This is a genomic window from Streptococcus sp. Marseille-Q8145, assembly GCF_965112035.1.
In genome coordinates this window covers 285,441-308,309 of the sequence record NZ_CBCOPQ010000002.1, presented here as the reverse complement: position 1 = coordinate 308,309, position 22,869 = coordinate 285,441, and the positions used below count along the sequence as shown (strand labels likewise).

The 22,869-nt window shown below is 44.5% G+C and carries 15 protein-coding genes, 2 tRNA genes and 3 rRNA genes; 2 read left to right on the top strand and 18 right to left on the bottom strand.

The window, feature by feature from the left end; translation table 11 throughout:
• Window positions 1-3 precede the first annotated feature (3 nt).
• Entirely contained in the window at window positions 4-2,370 is a 2,367-nt protein-coding gene (gene pbp1b / locus ACWPVL_RS04975) for a penicillin-binding protein PBP1B (RefSeq protein WP_454387286.1), read from the bottom strand.
• 196 nt (window positions 2,371-2,566) lie between these two features.
• Here pbp1b and tyrS point away from each other — a divergent pair, with 196 nt between their 5' ends.
• Window positions 2,567-3,823 (top strand): tyrosine--tRNA ligase, encoded by a 1,257-nt coding sequence (tyrS, locus tag ACWPVL_RS04970; RefSeq protein WP_454387284.1) that lies wholly within the window; start codon window positions 2,567-2,569, stop codon window positions 3,821-3,823.
• Between the two features lie 77 nt (window positions 3,824-3,900).
• Here the strand turns inward: tyrS and ACWPVL_RS04965 are convergent, their stop codons facing one another.
• Window positions 3,901-5,964, bottom strand: a complete 2,064-nt coding sequence (locus ACWPVL_RS04965) for a heavy metal translocating P-type ATPase (protein WP_371609879.1) — start codon at window positions 5,962-5,964, stop codon at window positions 3,901-3,903.
• Window position 5,965: 1 nt separating this feature from the next.
• The gene (locus ACWPVL_RS04960) at window positions 5,966-6,244 is read right to left on the bottom strand and encodes a DUF6110 family protein (RefSeq protein ID WP_371609880.1); all 279 of its coding nucleotides are present in this window, start codon (window positions 6,242-6,244) and stop codon (window positions 5,966-5,968) included.
• A gap of 151 nt (window positions 6,245-6,395) precedes the next feature.
• On the opposite strand from ACWPVL_RS04960, the gene ACWPVL_RS04955 reads away from it, so the two are divergent.
• Window positions 6,396-7,244, top strand: coding sequence for a methyltransferase domain-containing protein (locus ACWPVL_RS04955; RefSeq protein ID WP_371609881.1), 849 nt, complete (start codon window positions 6,396-6,398; stop codon window positions 7,242-7,244).
• Window positions 7,245-7,313: 69 nt separating this feature from the next.
• Here the strand turns inward: ACWPVL_RS04955 and ACWPVL_RS04950 are convergent, their stop codons facing one another.
• The 15 genes from ACWPVL_RS04950 to ACWPVL_RS04880 all read right to left on the bottom strand — a co-directional run bounded on the left by ACWPVL_RS04950 (window position 7,314) and on the right by ACWPVL_RS04880 (window position 22,689).
• Window positions 7,314-8,444: an ABC transporter ATP-binding protein gene (locus tag ACWPVL_RS04950; protein WP_239192927.1), complete on the bottom strand. Its 1,131-nt coding sequence runs from the start codon at window positions 8,442-8,444 to the stop codon at window positions 7,314-7,316.
• Between the two features lie 198 nt (window positions 8,445-8,642).
• Window positions 8,643-9,206: a DUF6287 domain-containing protein gene (locus tag ACWPVL_RS04945; protein ID WP_045498187.1), complete on the bottom strand. Its 564-nt coding sequence runs from the start codon at window positions 9,204-9,206 to the stop codon at window positions 8,643-8,645.
• Between the two features lie 68 nt (window positions 9,207-9,274).
• Window positions 9,275-9,490, bottom strand: coding sequence for a heavy-metal-associated domain-containing protein (locus tag ACWPVL_RS04940; RefSeq protein ID WP_454387280.1), 216 nt, complete (start codon window positions 9,488-9,490; stop codon window positions 9,275-9,277).
• Window positions 9,491-9,519: 29 nt separating this feature from the next.
• Window positions 9,520-11,763 (bottom strand): heavy metal translocating P-type ATPase, encoded by a 2,244-nt coding sequence (locus ACWPVL_RS04935; protein ID WP_454387278.1) that lies wholly within the window; start codon window positions 11,761-11,763, stop codon window positions 9,520-9,522.
• The gene (locus tag ACWPVL_RS04930) at window positions 11,763-12,206 is read right to left on the bottom strand and encodes a CopY/TcrY family copper transport repressor (protein ID WP_414295858.1); all 444 of its coding nucleotides are present in this window, start codon (window positions 12,204-12,206) and stop codon (window positions 11,763-11,765) included. The genes ACWPVL_RS04935 and ACWPVL_RS04930 overlap by 1 nt, the downstream gene beginning before the upstream one ends.
• A gap of 146 nt (window positions 12,207-12,352) precedes the next feature.
• Window positions 12,353-13,855: a zinc ABC transporter substrate-binding protein AdcA gene (locus ACWPVL_RS04925; RefSeq protein WP_454387275.1), complete on the bottom strand. Its 1,503-nt coding sequence runs from the start codon at window positions 13,853-13,855 to the stop codon at window positions 12,353-12,355.
• 9 nt (window positions 13,856-13,864) lie between these two features.
• Window positions 13,865-14,671, bottom strand: coding sequence for a metal ABC transporter permease (locus tag ACWPVL_RS04920; protein ID WP_454387273.1), 807 nt, complete (start codon window positions 14,669-14,671; stop codon window positions 13,865-13,867).
• Window positions 14,664-15,374: a metal ABC transporter ATP-binding protein gene (locus ACWPVL_RS04915; protein ID WP_454387271.1), complete on the bottom strand. Its 711-nt coding sequence runs from the start codon at window positions 15,372-15,374 to the stop codon at window positions 14,664-14,666. The genes ACWPVL_RS04920 and ACWPVL_RS04915 overlap by 8 nt, the downstream gene beginning before the upstream one ends.
• A complete protein-coding gene (locus ACWPVL_RS04910; RefSeq protein WP_454387269.1) occupies window positions 15,371-15,814 on the bottom strand; it encodes a zinc-dependent MarR family transcriptional regulator in 444 nt (147 codons plus the stop codon). Before ACWPVL_RS04910 ends, ACWPVL_RS04915 begins: the two co-directional genes overlap by 4 nt.
• Window positions 15,815-15,982: 168 nt before the next feature.
• Window positions 15,983-16,056 (bottom strand) — tRNA-Asn (locus tag ACWPVL_RS04905).
• 5 nt (window positions 16,057-16,061) lie between these two features.
• Window positions 16,062-16,177: ribosomal RNA gene (gene rrf, locus ACWPVL_RS04900) — 5S ribosomal RNA — on the bottom strand.
• Window positions 16,178-16,277: 100 nt separating this feature from the next.
• Window positions 16,278-19,175, bottom strand: a 23S ribosomal RNA gene (locus tag ACWPVL_RS04895).
• Between the two features lie 126 nt (window positions 19,176-19,301).
• Window positions 19,302-19,374: transfer RNA gene (locus ACWPVL_RS04890), tRNA-Ala, on the bottom strand.
• 53 nt (window positions 19,375-19,427) lie between these two features.
• Window positions 19,428-20,974 (bottom strand): 16S ribosomal RNA (locus ACWPVL_RS04885).
• Together the 16S, 23S and 5S rRNA genes with 2 tRNA genes alongside form the textbook arrangement of a ribosomal RNA operon.
• A 443-nt stretch (window positions 20,975-21,417) precedes the next feature.
• On the bottom strand, window positions 21,418-22,689 hold the full coding sequence (locus ACWPVL_RS04880) for a glutamate-cysteine ligase family protein (RefSeq protein WP_454387267.1): 1,272 nt from the start codon (window positions 22,687-22,689) through the stop codon (window positions 21,418-21,420).
• Window positions 22,690-22,869 lie beyond the last annotated feature (180 nt).

Below are 22,869 nucleotides of genomic sequence, written 5' to 3'. Positions count from 1 at the left end.
TTCTCATTGGCTATTACGATTGGTGTTGCCAGTGGTACCACCCAAGATAGCTCCCCAAGCTCTCTGATAATCCGCATCTGATGCACCAATGCCGAAGCGGTAGCTCGTCGTTGGCGCGCCATTCTTAGCCCAGTAGCTAGGAACGGTCGGACCGTTTAGATTGATGGAACGGCCATTGATTGTGACGGTTCCTGGTCTTTCTCCAGTAGACTTGAGAACATCAGACTTGATAACGCTCGAATCAAGCTTGAACTTCTCTCCGATTCCCCAGGCCTCTGGATCCGCTTCATAAATGGCATTGACCAGATAAGCCATATAGGCCGCATTATTATTGTAGCCTGTCAAGGCAGCCATAGAGGTATTGTCATCATGACCAATCCAGCCTCCAAGGGTCATCCTAGGAGTGGAAAGCATGAGCCACATATCACCATTGCTGTTGGTTGTACCTGTCTTACCAATCCAGTCTGCACCTGCCAAGGTGCCATTGACTTGACTAATTCTTGATTTAAAGGTCGTAGTTGCGCCAGAGTTGAGCACGCCTCGCATCAGGTTCTGCATAATCGTCGCAGTAGCAGGTGAGTAAACCTGAACTGGTTTGGCCTTATGTTCATAAACTACCTTGCCGTCTGGAGCTGTGATCTTTTCAATCATATACTTTTCTTGATAAGAACCGTTATTAGCCAAGGTCTGGAAACCGTTGGTGTGCTGGGCAACCGAAACCTCGATTCCCCCACCCATTGGTAGACTTTCAATATCGTAGTTGTCAATATGATAGCCCATTTTTTCCATATAGCCTCGGACATTCACACCCTTCTCGCGAAGTGAACGATAGGTCCAATAAGCTGGAATATTCCAAGAAGTATTGAGGGCTTCCTGCAGATCCATCATGCCTGTCCCGCGACTATCCACGTGCATAATCGGCTCACCGCTAGAGAAGTTCGTCGGATAATTAGAAAGGACACTTGCGCTTCCCATCAGCCCTTGGTCAATGGCGATCCCATAAGCCAAAATCGGCTTGATAGTCGAACCAGGAGATCTTTCCGTATCAAAAGCATGGTTGTTTTGATTAGAGCTATAGTCTCTACCACCGACAAAACCAATAATGGCTCCTGTTTTATTATCCTGAAGGACATTTCCAACCTCGATCATTCCTGTCCCATCATCCAAGAGACCACCGTAGTTGGCAACTGCATTCTGCATCGCCTGATGAATAGAATGATTGATGGTTGTTGTGACCGTATAACCACCCTCGCTCAGCTCTTTTCGAGCCAACTCTTGATAAGCTTCAACCGTTGCATTATTTTTTAATTCTTGCTGAGATACATTGTCCCGCTGAGTCAAATACTGATACATGGCCGTCTGCGCTTCTGAAAAAGCTGTATGGTAGAGGTAACTATGCGAGCTCTTTTGAAGGCTCTCAGTCGGCTTAAAATCTTGCGTCAGATCATAGTCTTTGTACTGCTGATAGTCTGCCTCACTCAGTCGACCTGTACGGTACATATTATACAAAACATTCCGAGCCCGCTCTAGACCTAAAGCCATATCATCTGGACTCTTCATACTGCCATCAGAGGCATAGGGCGAATAGACAATCGGACTCTGAGGCAATCCAGCAATAAACGCAGCCTGTGGAATAGTCAAATCCTTGGCTGATACACCAAAAATCCCTTGAGCTGCTTCTTCCACTCCAGCAATATTTTGTCCTTTGTTATTCCGACCAAAAGGTGCCACATTCAAATAAGTAGTCAGAATGTCATCCTTAGACATATAGCGTTCCAAAGCCAAGGCATCAACAATCTCTACTGCCTTCCGCTTGAAAGTCGGAGCATCTCCCACGACCTGTTGCTTGATCAACTGCTGAGTTAAGGTCGAGCCCCCGCTGGATGAACCAACTCCAACTACTGAACCCAAGGTTGCCCGTAGAACCGCCTTGGGCACAACACCATTGTGAGTTTCAAAGTTCTCATCTTCCGTAGCAATGATAGCATTTTTGACATTATCCGAAATCGCATCGCTGGCAACTGGGATCCGCAACAAATCATTATCGATTTCAGAAATCAACTCTCCGTTAGCATAGGTCAGCTTCGAAATCCCAGAAATCTTATTGACCTGACTTACCAGCTCCTCCTGCTTCGGCACGGAGACATCACTAAAAAGGCTGGCGGCATAGCCCAATCCGAGTCCAGCCCCCAATACTATTCCAAAAAAGATAAATACAAAAGCGACATTTAAGAGTAGTTTTACTGTTCGAAAAATAACGGAAACAATATCAAGTACCGACCATGTCTCTCCTTTTGGCTTAGACGTCTTAGCAGGTGAGGGCTCCCCCTTACCAAACTGTTTTAACTTTTTTATAAATGGTTTCAACATAGATTCTCCTTCTCGACTATTATAGCAAACATCAGCAGATTATATCAAGAAAGAGCTAATTCTAGCGCTTTTACAGGAATTATTTTCTGGCTACTCATTGCTATTTGTCGCGTTTGTGATACAATAGAAAGATAAGACAAAAAAATATTTGAGCAAGGGCAACTGTCTTTGCTATCTTAGAAAAGGAGAGACAACTATGCACATTTTTGATGAGCTAAAAGAGCGTGGTTTGATTTTTCAAACAACTGATGAAGAAGCTTTGCGTAAAGCCTTAGAAGAAGGGCAAGTCTCTTATTATAGCGGATACGATCCAACAGCAGACAGTCTGCACTTAGGTCACTTGGTGGCTATTTTGACTAGCCGCCGCTTACAGTTAGCTGGTCACAAACCTTACGCCCTCGTCGGTGGTGCAACAGGTTTGATTGGTGACCCATCCTTTAAAGATGCGGAGCGTAGCCTGCAAACCAAAGAAACCGTTGATGGCTGGGTCCAGTCTATCCAAGGCCAACTGTCACGCTTTCTTGACTTTGAAAACGGCGAAAACAAAGCTGTCATGGTCAACAACTACGATTGGTTTGGCAGCATCAGCTTCATTGACTTCCTCCGTGATGTTGGTAAATACTTCACTGTCAACTACATGATGAGCAAGGAATCCGTAAAAAAACGGATTGAAACAGGGATTTCTTACACTGAGTTTGCCTACCAAATCATGCAAGGTTACGACTTCTTTGTCCTTAACCAAGACCACAATGTTACCCTGCAAATCGGTGGTTCTGACCAGTGGGGCAATATGACTGCTGGTACTGAATTGCTTCGTCGTAAGGCCGACAAGACTGGTCACGTTATGACCGTTCCCCTGATCACCGATGCGACTGGTAAGAAATTTGGTAAATCAGAAGGAAATGCTGTTTGGCTCAATGCTGACAAAACTTCTCCATACGAAATGTACCAATTCTGGATGAATGTCATGGATGCTGACGCCGTTCGCTTCTTGAAGATCTTTACTTTCTTGTCACTGGATGAGATTGAAGACATCCGTAAGCAATTTGAAGCAGCTCCACACGAACGCTTGGCTCAAAAAATCCTCGCTCGTGAAGTGGTAACTCTTGTCCACGGTGAAGAAGCCTACAAAGAAGCCCTTAACATTACCGAGCAACTCTTTGCAGGAAACATCAAAAACCTTTCTGTTAAAGAGCTCAAACAAGGACTTCGTGGCGTGCCAAACTACCAAGTTCAAGCCGACGAAAATCTTAACATCGTGGAAATCCTCGTGTCATCTGGCGTGGTCAACTCAAAACGCCAAGCCCGTGAAGATGTCCAGAATGGAGCCATCTACGTAAATGGCGACCGCATCCAAGACCTTGACTATATCTTGAGTGACGCAGATAAGTTAGAAAACGAACTGACTGTTATCCGCCGCGGTAAGAAAAAATACTTTGTATTGACTTACTAAACTGTTCAACATTTATCTATAAACAAAGGAGTTAACCTCGAGAAAGGTAACTCCTTTTTGCTGTTAATAACTCTCATCTATCTATTTTTAATAGACAGACTACGCAAGACAATGCGCAAGGTTGTTAGATTATGTAAGATAGAGAGATTTGAAGGACTGAGCCAATTAAACAAGCCAAAGCCAATCAAACTACTATTTACGACAATGGTATCTTGAATATTCTTCTTGATGAGTATTTGCAAAGATGATGATAGCGAATCCAACTCTTGGAAGAAATCCAAGCGATTATCTAACAATAAGATATCACTCATCTGCTTAGAAATATCTGCGCTCTCATTCATCACCACACCGATATCTGATAGGGTTAGAGCAGCTGAGTCATTCAACCCATCCCCAACCATCAAAATAGTATGACCTGCTTTCTGCAGTTCCTCTACTAACTCAAATTTCCCATCAGGTTTCAAGTCTGTATAGACCTGATCAAAGGGCAAATCTTTGACTAATTCCTCTGTTCTAACCAAGGTGTCCCCTGTTGCCAGAATCAATTTTTTCCCTTGTGCCTTAAGTTTCTCCAAGGCTGCTTTTGCTTCTTTTCTCAAAGGAGTATGAATGCAGAACATTCCAATCAATTCATTCTGGTAGGCTAAGAATAAGAGATTGTAGTGATTCTTGTACTCTTCAATCAAAGCATGTTGTTCCAAACTAATATGAATCTGCTCATCCTGCATCAAGACATAATTCCCAATAACAACTGGTTGGCCATCAATATGTGACTTAATTCCCTTGCTTGCAATATATTGGAGTTTCCCATGCATTTCCTCATGTTCAATTCCCTCTATCTCGGCTTGTTTGACAATGGCATTAGCAATAGGATGATAAATGTGTTCCTCAAGACAGGCACTGATTCTGAGAATATCTTCCTCACTATAGTCTCCAAAAGGTAACACCTTTTCAACTATAGGATAGCTAGTTGTGATTGTCCCCGTCTTATCAAATAAGAAGGTATCGACTTCCAGATATTTCTCCAGAACATCCCCATCCTTAATCACCATTTCACGATTCAAACCCTCCTTAATAGCCGTTAAATAAGCTACAGGAGTAGAGATTTTCAAAGCGCAGGAGAAATCGACCAATAAGAAAGAAATAGCCTTAGAAAAAGAACCTGTTAATAGGTAAGTCAGACCAGCACCCAAGAAATTATATTTGACGACCTTATCCGCCATCTTGATGAAATAGCGTTGTTTCGTTTTCTTGTTTTCTTCAGATTTCTTCATCAACTCAATCAGCTGTAAAATACGACTGTTCATCTGATTATCGGTTACACGAATGCGTAACTCTCCAGTTTCTAATACTGTATTTGCACAAACCAAATCAGACTCTCTTTTTTCAACTGGAAAACTCTCTCCTGTCAAGGAGCTTTCGTTGACCATACCTAAACCTGAAACTACTTGTCCATCAAACAAAATTTCATTTCCTTGAGATAGGACCAAGACATCTCCTATTTGAACATCGGAACTCTTGATACTAACGACCGTATCGCCCTGTACTAAGAATACATCGCTCTCTTTTGCAAGAAGACTCTGTTCTAAATCCGTTGCAGTTTTTTTCAAAGACCACTGATCCAGACAATTCCCTAAATCAAGCATAAACATGATATTACTAGCTGTCTTGGATTGGTTCATAAACAAGGACAATAAAATGGCTGAACAATCCAAGACCTCCATGGTCAGTTCCTTGCTCGCTAAGGTTTGATAGGCCTCTTTTACATAGCCTAGAGCCTGATAACAAGTCCAAATATAACGAACAGGATAAGGGACAAAACTTCTAAATAACCAACGCTTAATCGCTGCACCTGAAACGATAGAATAGGCACTCTCTTCTCTACGAACAGGAAGAGTCATCAACTCAGAAACTTTCCCTTTATCAATTCTTTTTAAAAAGGCTTCTGCATTGTCTAATACAGAGAAGCCTTCTTTTATACGTAGGGTAAAGCGCTGTTGATCCATGTAAAACTGGATAGACTCAATTCCCTTCTCATCTCTCGCCAAGGAATGAAGATAGTCTTGAATATCCAAGGTGAGTGAAAAAGAAGATGATAGTCGGATATGTTGATATCCTCTATATAGCACTTTAAAAGACATATTATTCTCCTATAAGGCTATCTAATTGCTCTTCTTTTTTCTCTTGCTCATACAAATATTTAGCATCTTGCAAAACATCGTCTCCATGTTGCTTCACAACAGAAACAGATGCATCTAGCTCATCTTTCAACTTGTAAGCCTTAGCCAAAGCTTTAGAATAACCTTTTTTAGCTTCCTTACTTGCTAAGATTTTCAAACCAAGGGTACCAAATACGACACCACCCAAAAATAGTGAAGATTTTTTCGCAACTTTTGCAACGGTTAATACTTCTTTTAACATACTTATTTCCTCCTTATCATTATTATATAGAAATTTAGATATAAAAGCAATTTCATTTTATAAATTGGAGAATTAGTTTTATTTCTACTGAATCTCCCATCTACTTACTCCTAAAGTTGCTTTCACTTGTCTCTTTTGATACACTTAAACTATGAATACAAACCTCAAACCCAAACTCCAGCGCTTTGCTACTGCGACTGCCTTTGCCTGTCCCATCTGCAAGGAAGAGCTGCAGCTGATGGAAAACAGCCTCAAATGCCGACATCGTCATTCTTATGACTTGGCCAAGTTTGGCTATGTCAATCTAGCACCTCAAATCAAGCAGCCCAAAGACTACGATAAGACTAGTTTTCAAAATCGGCAGTTGATCTTAGAAGCAGGATTTTACCAAGCTATCTTAGAAGCTGTCTCGAACTTACTTGCTAGCTCAGAAACTGCCAAAACAGTCTTAGATATTGGCTGCGGCGAGGGCTTCTACTCTCGCAAACTCCAAGAAACCCATCCCCAAAAAACCTTCTATGCCTTCGATATTTCAAAAGATTCCATCCAGTTGGCAGCCAAGAGCGACAGCTCTTTCGCAGTCAATTGGTTCGTTGGTGATTTGGCTAAGCTGCCGCTACAAGATGCCAGCATGGACATCATTTTAGACATCTTTTCTCCAGCCAATTATCAGGAATTTCGGAGAGTCATGTCTAGCAATGCCCTCCTCATCAAAGTCATTCCCACCGAGCACCATCTTCAAGAAATTCGCCAAAAAGCCGCTAGACAGCTCAGCAACAAGGATTACTCTAACCAAGAAGTCATCCAGCATTTCCAAGAGCACTTCGATATAATCTCCGATATTACTGTCGAGTCCAGCCAGTCCTTGACTGCCGAAAGTAGAGCCGCTCTTTTAGCGATGACACCACTCCTCTTTCACGTTGAGCAAGACCAGATCGACTGGACTGACCTCACCCAAGTAACCATTGCCGCTACCATTCTTGTCGGAAAAGCAAAATAAAGAAAAGATAGTCCGCAGACCAAATGCATTCCGTTTGGCTTGCTGACTATCTTTTTTATAACTCATATTTTAATAAACTGTTTTCTCTGTTTCGAAATCAAAGAAATGCGCCTTGTTCAGGTCAAAACCAAGGTCAATACCTGCACCTGTTTCTGAGTAGTCACGAGCATCTACCCGTGCGATAAACTCGCTATCACCAACTTGGCAGTAAAGGTGAGACTCAGAACCCAAAAGCTCAGAGACAGAGATAGTCGCATGAACCACAGAGTCTGGGAAGGTCTCTAAGAAGGCAGGTTCTGTATTGATGTCTTCTGGACGAATACCAAAGATCAATTTCTTACCGTCATAACCCTTCTCACGCAACACCTTCAGTGTTCCTTCTGGCACTGTCAAACGCAAGCCATCGGCAACAATTTGATTTCCCTCAAGTGTCACAGTGATAAAGTTCATGGCTGGGCTACCAATGAAGCCTGCCACAAACTTGTTGACTGGATTTCTGTAGACTTCTTGTGGGCTACCGATCTGCTCTACTCGACCAATCGTTCCAGTTCCAGCAGGGTTCTTGGTTGCTGACATGATAACAATGCGGTCAGCCAGTGTCATGGCTTCTGTTTGGTCGTGGGTAACGTAGATGGTGGTTGCTCCGATACGACGGTGGATTTTGGCAATCTCAGCACGCATGGACACACGCAACTTCGCATCCAAGTTTGACAAAGGCTCGTCCATTAGGAAAACCTTTGCATCACGCACGATGGCACGACCCATGGCAACCCGCTGACGTTGACCACCAGAAAGGTCTGCTGGTTTACGCTCCAAGAATTCCTTCAAACCAAGGATTTCAGCCGCTTCTTGCACCCGTTTATCAATATCCTCCTTGCTGTACTTACGCAATTTCAATCCGAAAGCCATATTGTCATAGACTGTCATGTGTGGATAGAGGGCATAGTTCTGGAAGACCATAGCGATATCACGGTCTTTCGGTGCCACGTCATTGACCACTTTACCGTCAATTGACGCTGTTCCTTCTGTGATATCCTCAAGACCTGCAATCATACGCAACGTTGTGGATTTCCCGCATCCTGATGGACCGACGAAAACGATAAATTCCTTGTCCTTAATGTCCAAATTAAAGTCTTCAACAGAATAGTGCTCACTATTTGGATACTTCTTATAAATATTTTTCAGATTTAACTCAACCATAAGTTCCCCTTTACTTTATGTGAAAATAGTTGCCTTTGAAACCCCTAAAAATTTCAAAGCGCTTTCATAAAAATATTATATCCTTTTTTAATTATTATTTCAAGCATTTATTCAAACGTTTGCACAATTTTTTATCATATTTTAACTAACTACTCTTTTAAAACAAAAAATAGGATAGAAAATTTCTATCCTACACGACTAGTTAGTAACACGATAATAAAATTGACCTTGTTCATCAAAGCTATTCATCCCAACTCCCGTCCACAGACGATCTTGGCTGGCATCTGAGCTATCTTGGAAATTTTCTTTATTCGCAAGCTTGACACCTTTTGGAATGAACTCTAGCAAGAAACCACCAGTTTCACCGCCGTATACACCGCCAGAAGCCGTTCCATAATCCGTTAACGATGCTCCGTACAGCTCATAGCTATCAGAAACTAACCCTTTATCATTGAACACCAGCTGGTGACCAGCAGCATTCTGCCAGGTTCCTTTTACACTGGAGTAGTCTCCATTGGCCAAGGCCGAAATATCCATTGCTTTTTTCTCCTCTTGCGTCTTTTCTGGACTAACTTCTGCTGAGCTTTGACTGCTTGTGGCAGAAGAAGACGATTCTGCAACACTCTGACTAGAAGCTACTTGAGAAGATTCCTGAGTAGTACTCGAACTTGTCTGAGTAGAATTAACTGACTTACTAGAGCAGGCTGCCAAAGTCAATAGAGCTAAGCAACATAACAAAGGATAGACTATTTTCTGCTTCATGGCTTTCTCCTTATCCAATAAATGATTACTAATATTATAGACTTTTTCAGCCTATTTTACAAGTTGGCTCAGCTATCCTGCACCCCTAAGACTTTATAGATTGTTTTTGCCAGAGCCGCCTGATAATCCTCTACACTCAAGGATCTATCCGCAATAACTGCTGCTGTCTGCTTGTCCAGATCTACTGTCACATCTGACACTCCCTCCATAGATAGGAAGTGCTGGGTAACGTGTTTAACACAGTTTTGACAAGATAAGTTTTCTAATTGAACTGTTTGTTTCATAGATTTATTCCTCCGTATATTCTTCCATTTTAAAGTTTAAAGCGTCCTAGGCGCAGAGCATTGGCCACAACTGACACTGAGCTTAAGCTCATGGCCAGACCAGCCAACATCGGATTGAGCAAGGGGCCGCCAAAAAGATGCAGCAGACCCATAGCAATCGGGATGCCCATTGTATTGTAAGCAAAAGCCCAGAAGAGGTTTTCCTTGATATTGCGGATGGTCGCCTGGCTGAGCTTGATAGCCTTGACTACGTCCTGCAAATCACTATGCATGAGCACCACATCTGCCGACTCAATAGCTACATCAGCGCCTGATCCGATGGCAATTCCAACATCTGCCTGAACCAAAGCTGGTGCATCATTGATACCGTCTCCGACCATGGCTAGTTTTTTGCCAGCTTCCTGCAAGTCCTTGATAGCAGCGGCCTTGCCATCTGGCAATACACCTGCGATAACTTTTTGGATGCCAGCTTTCTGAGCAATAGCTTTCGCAGTTTCTTCACGATCCCCTGTCAACATGATGACTTCTAGTCCCATAGACTGGAGCTCCTGCACAGCCGACAGGCTGCTGGATTTCATCTCATCTGCTACCGCTAGAATTCCAGCCAGCTGTCCATCTATTGCGACAAACATGGCTGTTTTTCCTTCCTGGGATAGCTGCAACAACTGTTCTTGAAAGGCACTGCTGTCAATGTGCTTTTCTTTCATCAGAGACTCATTACCGACCAGAAGATGCTTACCTTCAACCTGAGCAGCCAATCCTCGTCCAACTATGGCCTCAAAATGACTGACAGGCAGTAAGTCAAGCCCCTCCTCTTCAGCAGCTTCTAAGATAGCCTGAGCCAAAGGATGCTCAGAATGCTGCTCAGCGCTGGCTATTAGCTGCAACAAGTCAGAGCGATTCAAATCACCCAAGGGCAGCAGATCCGTCAGGCTGGGCTTGCCAACCGTAATCGTCCCAGTCTTATCAAGAACAATAGTATCCAGCTGATAAGCCGCTTCCAAAGCTTGACCAGACTTAATCAGAATGCCATTTTCAGCCCCTTTACCAGTCCCAACCATAATAGCTGTCGGAGTGGCTAATCCCAGCGCACAAGGGCAGGCAATGACCAGGACTGCGATAAAGATTGACAGAGAAAAGCTAAGGCTCTCACCAGCTAGAAAATACCAGCCAAGCGCGGATAAAGTAGCCAAGCTTAGCACGATTGGGACAAAATAAAGCGAAATCTTATCAGCCAAAGCCGCTATCGGTGCCTTAGACCCCTGTGCTTCCTCCACCAATCTAACAATCTGAGCTAAGGTCGTATCCGAACCCACCCTAGTTGCTTGATAGTCAATACTTCCATTTTGATTGATTGTTGCACTGGTAATGGTGTCGCCGGCTTTCTTTTCAATCGGGACACTTTCACCTGTCATCATGGACTCATCCACAAAGGTCTGCCCCTCCGTCACAAGGCCGTCTACAGGCATACGCTCTCCTGGCTTGATACGGATAATATCTCCAACTCGGATATCCTCTGTATCAATGGTCACAGCCTCTCCATAGCGAATCACTGTCGCCTGACTAGGCACTAGCTCAAGTAGAGACTGAATCGCCTGAGACGTTCTCCCCTTGGCTGAACTTTCCAGATATTTGCCTAGAAGAACCAAGGCAATAATCACTGCAACAGACTCAAAATAGAGCTGATGGACAAAGGGATGATGACCTAGAAGAACCTGACTGACCGAGTAGAGGCTATAAAGAAATGCTGCACTGGTTCCCACCGCAATCAAACTATCCATATTAGGATGTCGCTTGATAAGATTGCGAAATCCTCTCTGATAAAAGCCACGACCGATCCACACAGCAGGCAGAGTCAAAAGCAGTTGTGAAAGAACGAAGACCAAGGGATGCTTCATATGGTCCAAGAAGCTAGGCAGAGGAAGACCAATCATACTTCCCATAGAGATATAAAGCAAGGGCAGAGCCGTAACCAAAAGAATCAGTAATTGCTGTTTCTTTTTTTGCAATTCCTGAGCTTTCATTGCAGCCTCTTCGCTCACATCGGACGGTCGGTCTTTTCCTTTTTCTTCTGCCTGATAACCAGCCTCGGCTACAGCAGCCAGCACTTGCTGGCTGTCAAATCCCGCCTTAGGAAGCAAACTGAGACGTTCTGTCGCCAGATTGACACTGACATCCTCAACCGTTTCTAAGTCCTTGACCGCCATCTCCACTGTCATAGCACAAGATGCACAGGTCATTCCTGATAGCTTGTATTCTTTTTTCTCACTCATCAATGCGTCTCCTTTCCATGCCCGCACCGACACTGACCTTGCGGACAGTGGCATTTAATTTCCAGCGGAGCCGAAGCTCTTTTCTTATCAATGACTTGGCTGAGCCGCTCCAAGTCCCCTTGACTGAACTGACTTCTCTCAATCATCGAAATCAAAAGATCTCCGTGTTTAGTATTACAGATATTGTCAAAAAGCGCCTGCCAAGTACTTTCCAGATGATCCTCTTCTAAAATCCGAGCATCGTAGTAAAACTTGCCCTCTATCTTTTCCATAGCGATAAATTCTTTTGTCTTCAGACGATTCAAAAGAGTCTTGATGGTTGCCGGCTTCCAGGAAAAATCAGCTTCCAAACGAGCTATAATCTCTGTACTGCGACTGTGTGGATAAGCCCACAGCACACGCATCACTTGCCATTCTGCTTGGCTAATATTTTGCTGTTCCATTGTTTAACACCTCCTTATCATTTACATTTGTAATCCAGCTCTTTGTTAGTTTACATCTGTAATCGTAATTTGTCAAGTATTTTTATCGTCATTTTCTGATATACAAAAAAGAAGGCGGGATAATCCCGTCTTCTTGCTTTATTCTATTAGTGTGCCAACATCTCTTGGGCGATTTCTTGACCTGTCAACTTACTTGGATAGTAGGTTGGCCAGTTTTCCAGCTCATTAAAGAGCGCTTCCTGACTCTCACCACCATAGAAGATATGGAAGTGAGCCGCCTTGGTCGGTGCAATGTTATGGTCGCTAAACTGAACATATTTGTACTGGCCAGCATCCGCATCTGTCGCTTCAAACATAAAGCGAACTCCACGATTTCCCTTAGAGTAAGTCAGAGTGTGCTTACCAACGTATTTATACGTATATTTCTTGGTTTTCCCATCTACCACAAATTCCATGGTCTTGTCTGTGATATTGATATTGGAAATATCCGTCTTATAGCCCTTGTCATAGTAGTCCTTGTATTCAGCTGCCGTCATTTTCCCAGTCAACTTAGCCTTGTAGTCAAAGACTTGATCTAGGGTACCGTCCTTCAGATATGGGTAAACAGACTGCCACTCGCCAGCATAGTCAGACAAGGTCCGATCCTTGACAGCACTGTCTTCAAAGTAGCCGTTTTGGACTGTCTTATCGTCTTCTTCTTTCTCGGCTGCAATCTCCGCTCCCTCTTGGTCAGTCGTTTTCTTGAGGGCCTTTAGATTAGCCTGCATGATCGAAATATAGTCTGCCCCGTCCTTGCTCTGCTTTTCTGTCAAGCTTTCCAGCGGATTCAATACATCAAGCTCTACTCCTGTTTCCTTAGCCAAAGTGGAAGCCAGAGCCTGAGAAGCATTTTCTTCAAAGTAGATATACTTGATTTTATTTTTCTTGATGTACTCGGTCAATTCAGCCAAGCGTGAAGCGGATGGTTCACTGTCTGGTGAAAGTCCAGAAATTGGTACCTGTTTCAAGCCATAGTCCAATGCCAGATAGTTAAAGGCAGCGTGCTGAGTGACGAAGCTCTTTTGCTTAGCGTTGGCCAAACCAGCTTCAAATTCTTTATCCAAGGCTTCTAGCTTCTTGATATAAGCCGCCGCATTTTTCTCAAAAGAAGCTTTCTTGTCAGGATAGGCCTTGCTCAGACTATCTCGGATATGTTCCACCATTTTAATAGCTCGCTTCGGAGACAGCCAAACATGAGGGTCATATTCATGATGATGCCCCTCTTCACCATGGTCGTGGTCTTCTTCCTCTTCACCACCAGGCAGCAAAAGCATATTTCCAGTCGCCTTGATAACCTTTTCTTCCTTATTTTTCAAAGTTTTTAGCATATCTGGAACCCAAGTCTCCATATTTTCATTTTCATAGACAAAGGCATCTGCATCCTGAATCTTCGCAACCGCTTTGGCTGAAGGCTCATAATCATGCGGCTCTGTACCAGCCCCGATTAGAAGTTCAACATTGGCTTCATCTCCAGCCACCTGCTTGGTAAACTCATAAACAGGATAAAAAGTCGTGACAATATTGAGCTTGCCATCTGCATTTTTTTGATTAGAACAAGCTACTAAGAAAATACTCAGTAAACCTACTAATAGTAAGCTAATTTTTTTCATTTTCTGCTCCTATTTCATAAATTTTTTGATTAGATTGACCAGCAAGAACAAGCTGACGAAGATAATCGTAATGCTGGCACTAGCTGGTGTCTCTGCATAGTAAGAAATATAAAGTCCGGCAATCATACCAAAGAAGCCGATGACATTTGCCAACAAAATAACCGACTTGAAATTTTTCCCAATCCGCAGGGCAATACTGGCCGGCAGGACCATAATGGTCGAGACCAGCAAGGCTCCCGCAGCTGGAATCATGAGGGCAATCGCAACACCCGTCACAATATTAAAGAGAATAGACATAGTCCGCACAGGCAGCCCATCCACAAAGGCCGTATCCTCATCAAAGGTCAAGATATACATAGGCCGAATGAAGAGGAAAGTCAAGACAAGCACCACAGCAGCAATGACAAAGAGAGAAATCACCTGCTCCCTACTGATAGTCACAATGGAGCCAAATAGATACTGATCCAAACTCATCGAGCTTGAACTCTTACCCTTACTCATAACAATCAAGGAAACCGCTAATCCCGTTGACATGAGAATAGCTGTACCGATTTCCATGAAATTCTTATAGATAGTCCGCAGGTACTCCAAAAATACTGCTGCAATGATAACCACCACTACCGTTGTGAAGGTCGGTGACAAACCTAGAACCAAACCAAAGGCCACGCCTGCCAGAGAAACGTGACTGAGCGTGTCACTCATGAGGCTCTGCCGACGTAAAATAAGGAAAGTGCCTAAAATCGGTGAAAAGAGGCTCATGGCAATAACCGCCAAAAAGGCCCGCTGCATAAAATCATAGGAAAATAGATTAAACATGACTCACCTCCTGTCCGCTGTCACTTTCATGCACATTGAAACAGCGCCAAGGTGAGTCCTGATTCCGAACTAGATGAATGTTGCGGTCAGCATATTTGCGAACTTCCTCTGGATCGTGCGTAATCATCAAGACCGCTTTCCCGTGCTGATGAGCACTATGGTGCATGAGCTTGTAAAATTCATCCTTACTGCCTGAATCCATCCCTGTTGTCGGCTCATCTAGGACAAAAATATCCGGATCCGAAGCAAACATCCGAGCAATCACAGCCCGCTGCTTTTGACCACCAGAGAGAGAACCAATCCTCTTGTCCCGATGTTCCCACATTCCAACTGACTCCAAACTAGCCTTGATATGCTCCTCATCGTGTTCATTCAAACGACGAAACCAGCCCTTGCGTGGATAACGTCCCGACTTAACAAACTCGTAAACCGTACTAGGAAAACCTGCATTAAAACTAGCAATCTGCTGAGGAAGATAAGCAATTCTCAATTTCTTGCCTCTCTCATTGGTCTTAGAAATCTTGACCTCGCCATGCTTAGGCTGCAGAATCCCCAGACTAGCCTTGACAAGTGTCGTCTTAGCAGCCCCATTCTCCCCTGTCAAGGTTACGAACTCGCCACTATCCAAAAAGTAATGAATATGCTCCAACACAGGCTCCTTGTCATAGTAAAAGGACAGATTTTCCACTGTGATATATCTCATTTCCCAATTTCTCCAATCAAACCATCCAAAAATTTCACAATTACTTCCTGCTCATCAGAAGAAAATTGCTCTGCCAATCTCTGGTAAGTCTCCAAAGTATGAACATGATGATGTTGATGCTCTTCCGCAATCGGTCGTGCCAAATCAGTCAATCGATAAAAAGTCACACGAGCATCCTTCTTATCCTTAAATGTTTCTAACATCTTTTGCTCCACCAAAGCCTTAACAGCTTTAGTTACAGCAGCCTGGCTAACATTCAGCCTCTTTGCCAGATCAGAATTTGTCAAAGATTCCTGAGACAAGAGCATTAAAATATGTTCCTGCGTGTTCGTTAGCCGCACATCGCTCGTACAAGAGCCGACCAAGATTTCATGTTGATTCTCAGCTGTCAATATAACCTCATTCAAAAAATGATTAATTTTTTCTGCTAAATGCCCCATTCTTCGCTTCCTTTCTTAACTGGTTGAAACTTTACCGGTTAATTATACCACAAAAAAGAAAAGAGTCAAGCTCCAACTATAGTAACACTCTGATTCTAAAACAATCCAAAAGCATCGATAGAGAGAAAGAAAAAAGAGCTAACTGCTCTTTTCTCATATGTTCATTTACTCCGCCAGTAGGACTCGAACCTACGACATCATGATTAACAGTCATGCGCTACTACCAACTGAGCTATGGCGGATAATAGCTAAGCGACTACCATATCTCACAGGGGGCAACCCCCAACTACTTCCGGCGTTCTAGGGCTTAACTTCTGTGTTCGGCATGGGTACAGGTGTATCTCCTAGGCTATCGTCACTTAACTAACTGAATTAACTTACAACATCTTGTTGCCTTGTCAACTCAAAATTGAATAACTACTCAAACCTCACAATACTTGCCAAAAGCTGCGCTCAATGAAAATTGGATAAGTCCTCGAGCTATTAGTATTAGTCCGCTACATGTGTCGCCACACTTCCACTCCTAACCTATCTACCTGATCTTCTCTCAGGGCTCTTACTAACTTGCGTTATGGGAAATCTCATCTTGAGGTGGGTTTCACACTTAGATGCTTTCAGCGTTTATCCCTTCCCTACATAGCTACCCAGCGATGCCTCTGGCGAGACAACTGGTACACCAGCGGTAAGTCCACTCTGGTCCTCTCGTACTAGGAGCAGATCCTCTCAAATTTCCTACGCCCGCGACGGATAGGGACCGAACTGTCTCACGACGTTCTGAACCCAGCTCGCGTGCCGCTTTAATGGGCGAACAGCCCAACCCTTGGGACCGACTACAGCCCCAGGATGCGACGAGCCGACATCGAGGTGCCAAACCTCCCCGTCGATGTGAACTCTTGGGGGAGATAAGCCTGTTATCCCCAGGGTAGCTTTTATCCGTTGAGCGATGGCCCTTCCATGCGGAACCACCGGATCACTAAGCCCGACTTTCGTCCCTGCTCGAGTTGTAGCTCTCGCAGTCAAGCTCCCTTATACCTTTACACTCTGCGACTGATTTCCAACCAGTCTGAGGGAACCTTTGGGCGCCTCCGTTACCTTTTAGGAGGCGACCGCCCCAGTCAAACTGCCCGTCAGACACTGTCTCCGATAGGGATCACCTATCCGGGTTAGAGTGGCCATAACACAAGGGTAGTATCCCAACAACGCCTCCATCGAAACTGGCGTCCCGATCTCATAGGCTCCTACCTATCCTGTACATGTGGCACAGACACTCAATATCAAACTGCAGTAAAGCTCCATGGGGTCTTTCCGTCCTGTCGCGGGTAACCTGCATCTTCACAGGTACTAAAATTTCACCGAGTCTCTCGTTGAGACAGTGCCCAAATCATTACGCCTTTCGTGCGGGTCGGAACTTACCCGACAAGGAATTTCGCTACCTTAGGACCGTTATAGTTACGGCCGCCGTTTACTGGGGCTTCAATTCATACCTTCGCGTTACCGCTAAGCACTCCTCTTAACCTTCCAGCACCGGGCAGGCGTCACCCCCTATACATCATCTTACGATTTAGCAGAGAGCTGTGTTTTTGATAAACAGTTGCTTGGGCCTATTCACTGCGGCTGACCTATGTCAGCACCCCTTCTCCCGAAGTTACGGGGTCATTTTGCCGAGTTCCTTAACGAGAGTTCTCTCGCTCACCTGAGGCTACTCGCCTCGACTACCTGTGTCGGTTTGCGGTACGGGTAGAGTATGATACAACGCTAGAAGCTTTTCTTGGCAGTGTGACATCACTCACTCGCTACTAAACTTCGCTCCCCATCACAGCTCAACGTTACAGGTATAAGCATTTGACTCATACCACGCCTCACTGCTTAGACGTACATCCATTCGTACGCACGAGTTAGCCTACTGCGTCCCTCCATCACTTCATACTCTAGTACAGGAATATCAACCTGTTGTCCATCGGATACACCTTTCGGTCTCTCCTTAGGTCCCGACTAACCCAGGGCGGACGAGCCTTCCCCTGGAAACCTTAGTCTTACGGTGGATGGGATTCTCACCCATCTTTCGCTACTCATACCGGCATTCTCACTTCTATGCGTTCCAGCGCTCCTCACGGTACACCTTCGCCACACATAGAACGCTCTCCTACCATACCTATAAAGGTATCCACAGCTTCGGTAAATTGTTTTAGCCCCGGTACATTTTCGGCGCAGGGTCACTCGACTAGTGAGCTATTACGCACTCTTTGAATGAATAGCTGCTTCTAAGCTAACATCCTAGTTGTCTGTGCAACCCCACATCCTTTTCCACTTAACAATTATTTTGGGACCTTAGCTGGTGGTCTGGGCTGTTTCCCTTTCGACTACGGATCTTAGCACTCGCAGTCTGACTGCCGACCATAATTCATTGGCATTCGGAGTTTATCTGAGATTGGTAATCCGGGATGGACCCCTCACCCAAACAGTGCTCTACCTCCAAGAATCTCTATGTCGACGCTAGCCCTAAAGCTATTTCGGAGAGAACCAGCTATCTCCAAGTTCGTTTGGAATTTCTCCGCTACCCACAAGTCATCCAAGCACTTTTCAACGTGCCCTGGTTCGGTCCTCCAGTGCGTTTTACCGCACCTTCAACCTGCTCATGGGTAGGTCACATGGTTTCGGGTCTACATCATGATACTAAGACGCCCTATTCAGACTCGGTTTCCCTACGGCTCCGTCTCTTCAACTTAACCTCGCATCATAACGTAACTCGCCGGTTCATTCTACAAAAGGCACGCTCTCACCCATTAACGGGCTCGAACTTGTTGTAGGCACACGGTTTCAGGTTCTATTTCACTCCCCTTCCGGGGTACTTTTCACCTTTCCCTCACGGTACTGGTTCACTATCGGTCACTAGGGAGTATTTAGGGTTGGGAGATGGTCCTCCCAGATTCCGACGGGATTTCACGTGTCCCGCCGTACTCAGGATTCTGCTAGGTACAGATTCTATTTAAAATACGAGGCTCTTACTCTCTTTGGCTGACCTTCCCATGTCATTCTTCTATAAAATCTGAGTCCACATTGCAGTCCTACAACCCCGAAGAGTAAACTCTTCGGTTTGCCCTCCTGCCGTTTCGCTCGCCGCTACTAAGGCAATCGCTTTTGCTTTCTCTTCCTGCAGCTACTTAGATGTTTCAGTTCACTGCGTCTTCCTCCTCATCTCCTTAACAGAGATGGGTAACAGGTAGTACCTGTTGGGTTCCCCCATTCGGACATCCCCGGATCTGCGCTTACTTACAGCTCCCCGAGGCATTTCGTCGTTTGTCACGTCCTTCATCGGCTCCTAGTGCCAAGGCATCCACCGTGCGCCCTTACTAACTTAACCTTATTTTTGACCTTTCAGTCTTAAACTCATTAATATTCACAGCGTTTCGGTTTATTTTCTTGTTACTATTTGATATAGTTATTCAATTTTCAATGGACAAGTTTAGAATAGTTATCACTATCCTAATGGAGCCTAGCGGGATCGAACCGCTGACCTCCTGCGTGCAAAGCAGGCGCTCTCCCAGCTGAGCTAAGGCCCCACAAGACCTCTCAAAACTAAACATGACGACCAATGGCTTCCGTTTTTCCTTAGAAAGGAGGTGATCCAGCCGCACCTTCCGATACGGCTACCTTGTTACGACTTCACCCCAATCATCTATCCCACCTTAGGCGGCTGGCTCCTAAAAGGTTACCTCACCGACTTCGGGTGTTACAAACTCTCGTGGTGTGACGGGCGGTGTGTACAAGGCCCGGGAACGTATTCACCGCGGCGTGCTGATCCGCGATTACTAGCGATTCCGACTTCATGTAGGCGAGTTGCAGCCTACAATCCGAACTGAGACTGGCTTTAAGAGATTAGCTTGCCGTCACCGACTTGCAACTCGTTGTACCAGCCATTGTAGCACGTGTGTAGCCCAGGTCATAAGGGGCATGATGATTTGACGTCATCCCCACCTTCCTCCGGTTTATTACCGGCAGTCTCGCTAGAGTGCCCAACTAAATGATGGCAACTAACAATAAGGGTTGCGCTCGTTGCGGGACTTAACCCAACATCTCACGACACGAGCTGACGACAACCATGCACCACCTGTCACCGGTGTGCCGAAGCAAAATCCTATCTCTAGGACGGGCACCGGGATGTCAAGACCTGGTAAGGTTCTTCGCGTTGCTTCGAATTAAACCACATGCTCCACCGCTTGTGCGGGCCCCCGTCAATTCCTTTGAGTTTCAACCTTGCGGTCGTACTCCCCAGGCGGAGTGCTTAATGCGTTAGCTGCGGCACTGAGTCCCGGAAAGGACCCAACACCTAGCACTCATCGTTTACGGCGTGGACTACCAGGGTATCTAATCCTGTTTGCTCCCCACGCTTTCGAGCCTCAGCGTCAGTTACAGACCAGAGAGCCGCTTTCGCCACCGGTGTTCCTCCATATATCTACGCATTTCACCGCTACACATGGAATTCCACTCTCCCCTTCTGCACTCAAGTTAAACAGTTTCCAAAGCGTACTATGGTTAAGCCACAGCCTTTAACTTCAGACTTATCTAACCGCCTGCGCTCGCTTTACGCCCAATAAATCCGGACAACGCTCGGGACCTACGTATTACCGCGGCTGCTGGCACGTAGTTAGCCGTCCCTTTCTGGTAAGATACCGTCACAGTGTGAACTTTCCACTCTCACACTCGTTCTTCTCTTACAACAGAGCTTTACGATCCGAAAACCTTCTTCACTCACGCGGCGTTGCTCGGTCAGACTTCCGTCCATTGCCGAAGATTCCCTACTGCTGCCTCCCGTAGGAGTCTGGGCCGTGTCTCAGTCCCAGTGTGGCCGATCACCCTCTCAGGTCGGCTATGTATCGTCGCCTTGGTGAGCCGTTACCCCACCAACTAGCTAATACAACGCAGGTCCATCTGGTAGTGGTGCATTTGCACCTTTCAATTGACTATCATGCAATAGTCAATGTTATGCGGTATTAGCTATCGTTTCCAATAGTTATCCCCCGCTACCAGGCAGGTTACCTACGCGTTACTCACCCGTTCGCAACTCATCCAGAAGAGCAAGCTCCTCCTTCAGCGTTCTACTTGCATGTATTAGGCACGCCGCCAGCGTTCGTCCTGAGCCAGGATCAAACTCTCATTAAAAGTTTGAGTTCTCACTCATTTCTGTCACTGACAGATTTATTGTTTTTTCTTTGTTCAGTACTACAACATTTGTTGTAGCGCCCTGCACATTGGTTCGTCTTGTTCAGTTTTCAAAGGTCTTTATCGCTCTCTCAAGCGACAACTATATCAGTATATCACCTATCCATTACCTTGTCAACACTTTTTTGAAATTTTTTTATCTTTTTTTCAATTTTATTTCCTAACACAATCAATATCACTGATAAATCAATAACTAAATAGGGAAAGGTAACCTCTTCTTCCCTCTCCCTTATTCTCTATATCACCGTGCTGCTAAAGTCGCTTAATGCTCTAGCTACAATTAAATTCATTCAAATATACTCAAACTAGTATAATACACAGTCCAATCAATCACATAAAGAAATTTACTTCAGCTTTCTATTAGAAGTTAAAAAGAAATTACTTTATCTCTCATTCATAAGCGGTAACAAGTAGCACTCTTCCCCTTCTTTTCGTTTCTCCAGACCTTTAACAGCTAATTGAAGGAGATCAGCTGCAAATGATTGAATAGAGTCTTGATCCGCTTGTGTTAACTCGATTTGCGAATACTTTCTGCGCAGCCTTTTATAGTTACGCCCCTCTAATTTGAAGAAATCACAATCTTCAAGATAAGCGGTCACTTCCTCAAGATTAACCAACAATCCCAAATGAAAAGCTGCTGGTGCAAAGGTCCTATCGAGAGGCTGAGCACAAGTGCTCCTAAATTCTATCGTTCCCCGCGTTGTCAAATCTTGGTACTGGTAGCTTCTGTGATTACAAAAATCATCTGCTTGGGGGATTATTAGGCTTTCCTCGCCACTTAAATTGTATCCCTTGATTTGCTCCTGCTTTAGATACTCTCCAGCTACGATAGGAGGAAAATAATAGGTGTCACCCTCTCGCTCAACATTGAAAATGGCTGTATGATCTAAATAATTGAAAAAATCTTCCTCATCTTTGAAATCATGGGGATTAACACCGACATTTTCTACTAACAAGCCATGCATGGACTCTTCCCAGAAGCGGTCTCTCGAGATTCTAGTGTTAAAATCTTCTGTAAGTAATTCTGAATTGGCAAAAAGATAAGCTTTGGCAGCCTCGATTTGATTAAAGGTGTTAATTACCTGTATGAAATTTGCCCGTGAAACATCTAACTGTACCTGGCTCCCACAGATATAGCTACCATAATCAGGATGGCGATGGAAGAAATCTCCTCCAATTTTCTCACTCAAAGCTAGATATTGCATTAACATTTGATAGCGGGGATATTTAACAGGATCATTATCATTCTCCTTCCAGAATGGATGTAAACCATGTCCCTGAAGCTCATGATGATTTTTGCGCAAAATCTTTTGAATAGTGTCTAAGTAGTGATTAAAGCGTCTTTCGACTTCCTGAACCCTTTTCGCTTTTTCAAATGCAAATTCTAAAATATTGTAAGACACTTCAAAAAGTATCCGATCTTCGCTATCTGAAGCTTTTAACTGGATAGGATTGCCCTCTGAATCCCTTCTTTCTACGATAAAGCCATAGTCTGAATTTAGCCTTACTAACAGCTCCTTTGTTACACGAGTATCTGTCGCTCCTCCCTGAAGATTCACAATCGGAAATTCTAACTCAATCCCAATGTATAAGTCTGGATTTTCTTTTATATTGGCTAAATAACGTTCTTTCAAAATAGCAATCGAATCTTGCATTTCTTCTCCTTCCCTCAACAAAGTTTTTCTTTTCCCATTCAAAAACGCCTGCTTACGAAATTGTTTTTCACTAAAAGCAATTTCGTAAACAAGCGTCTACCCTTTCATCATGATGATGAGTGTTCCCGCTAGGAAAAATCCTAGCGGTAGACCAGAGCTAGACTAAGAGTATAAGAACTC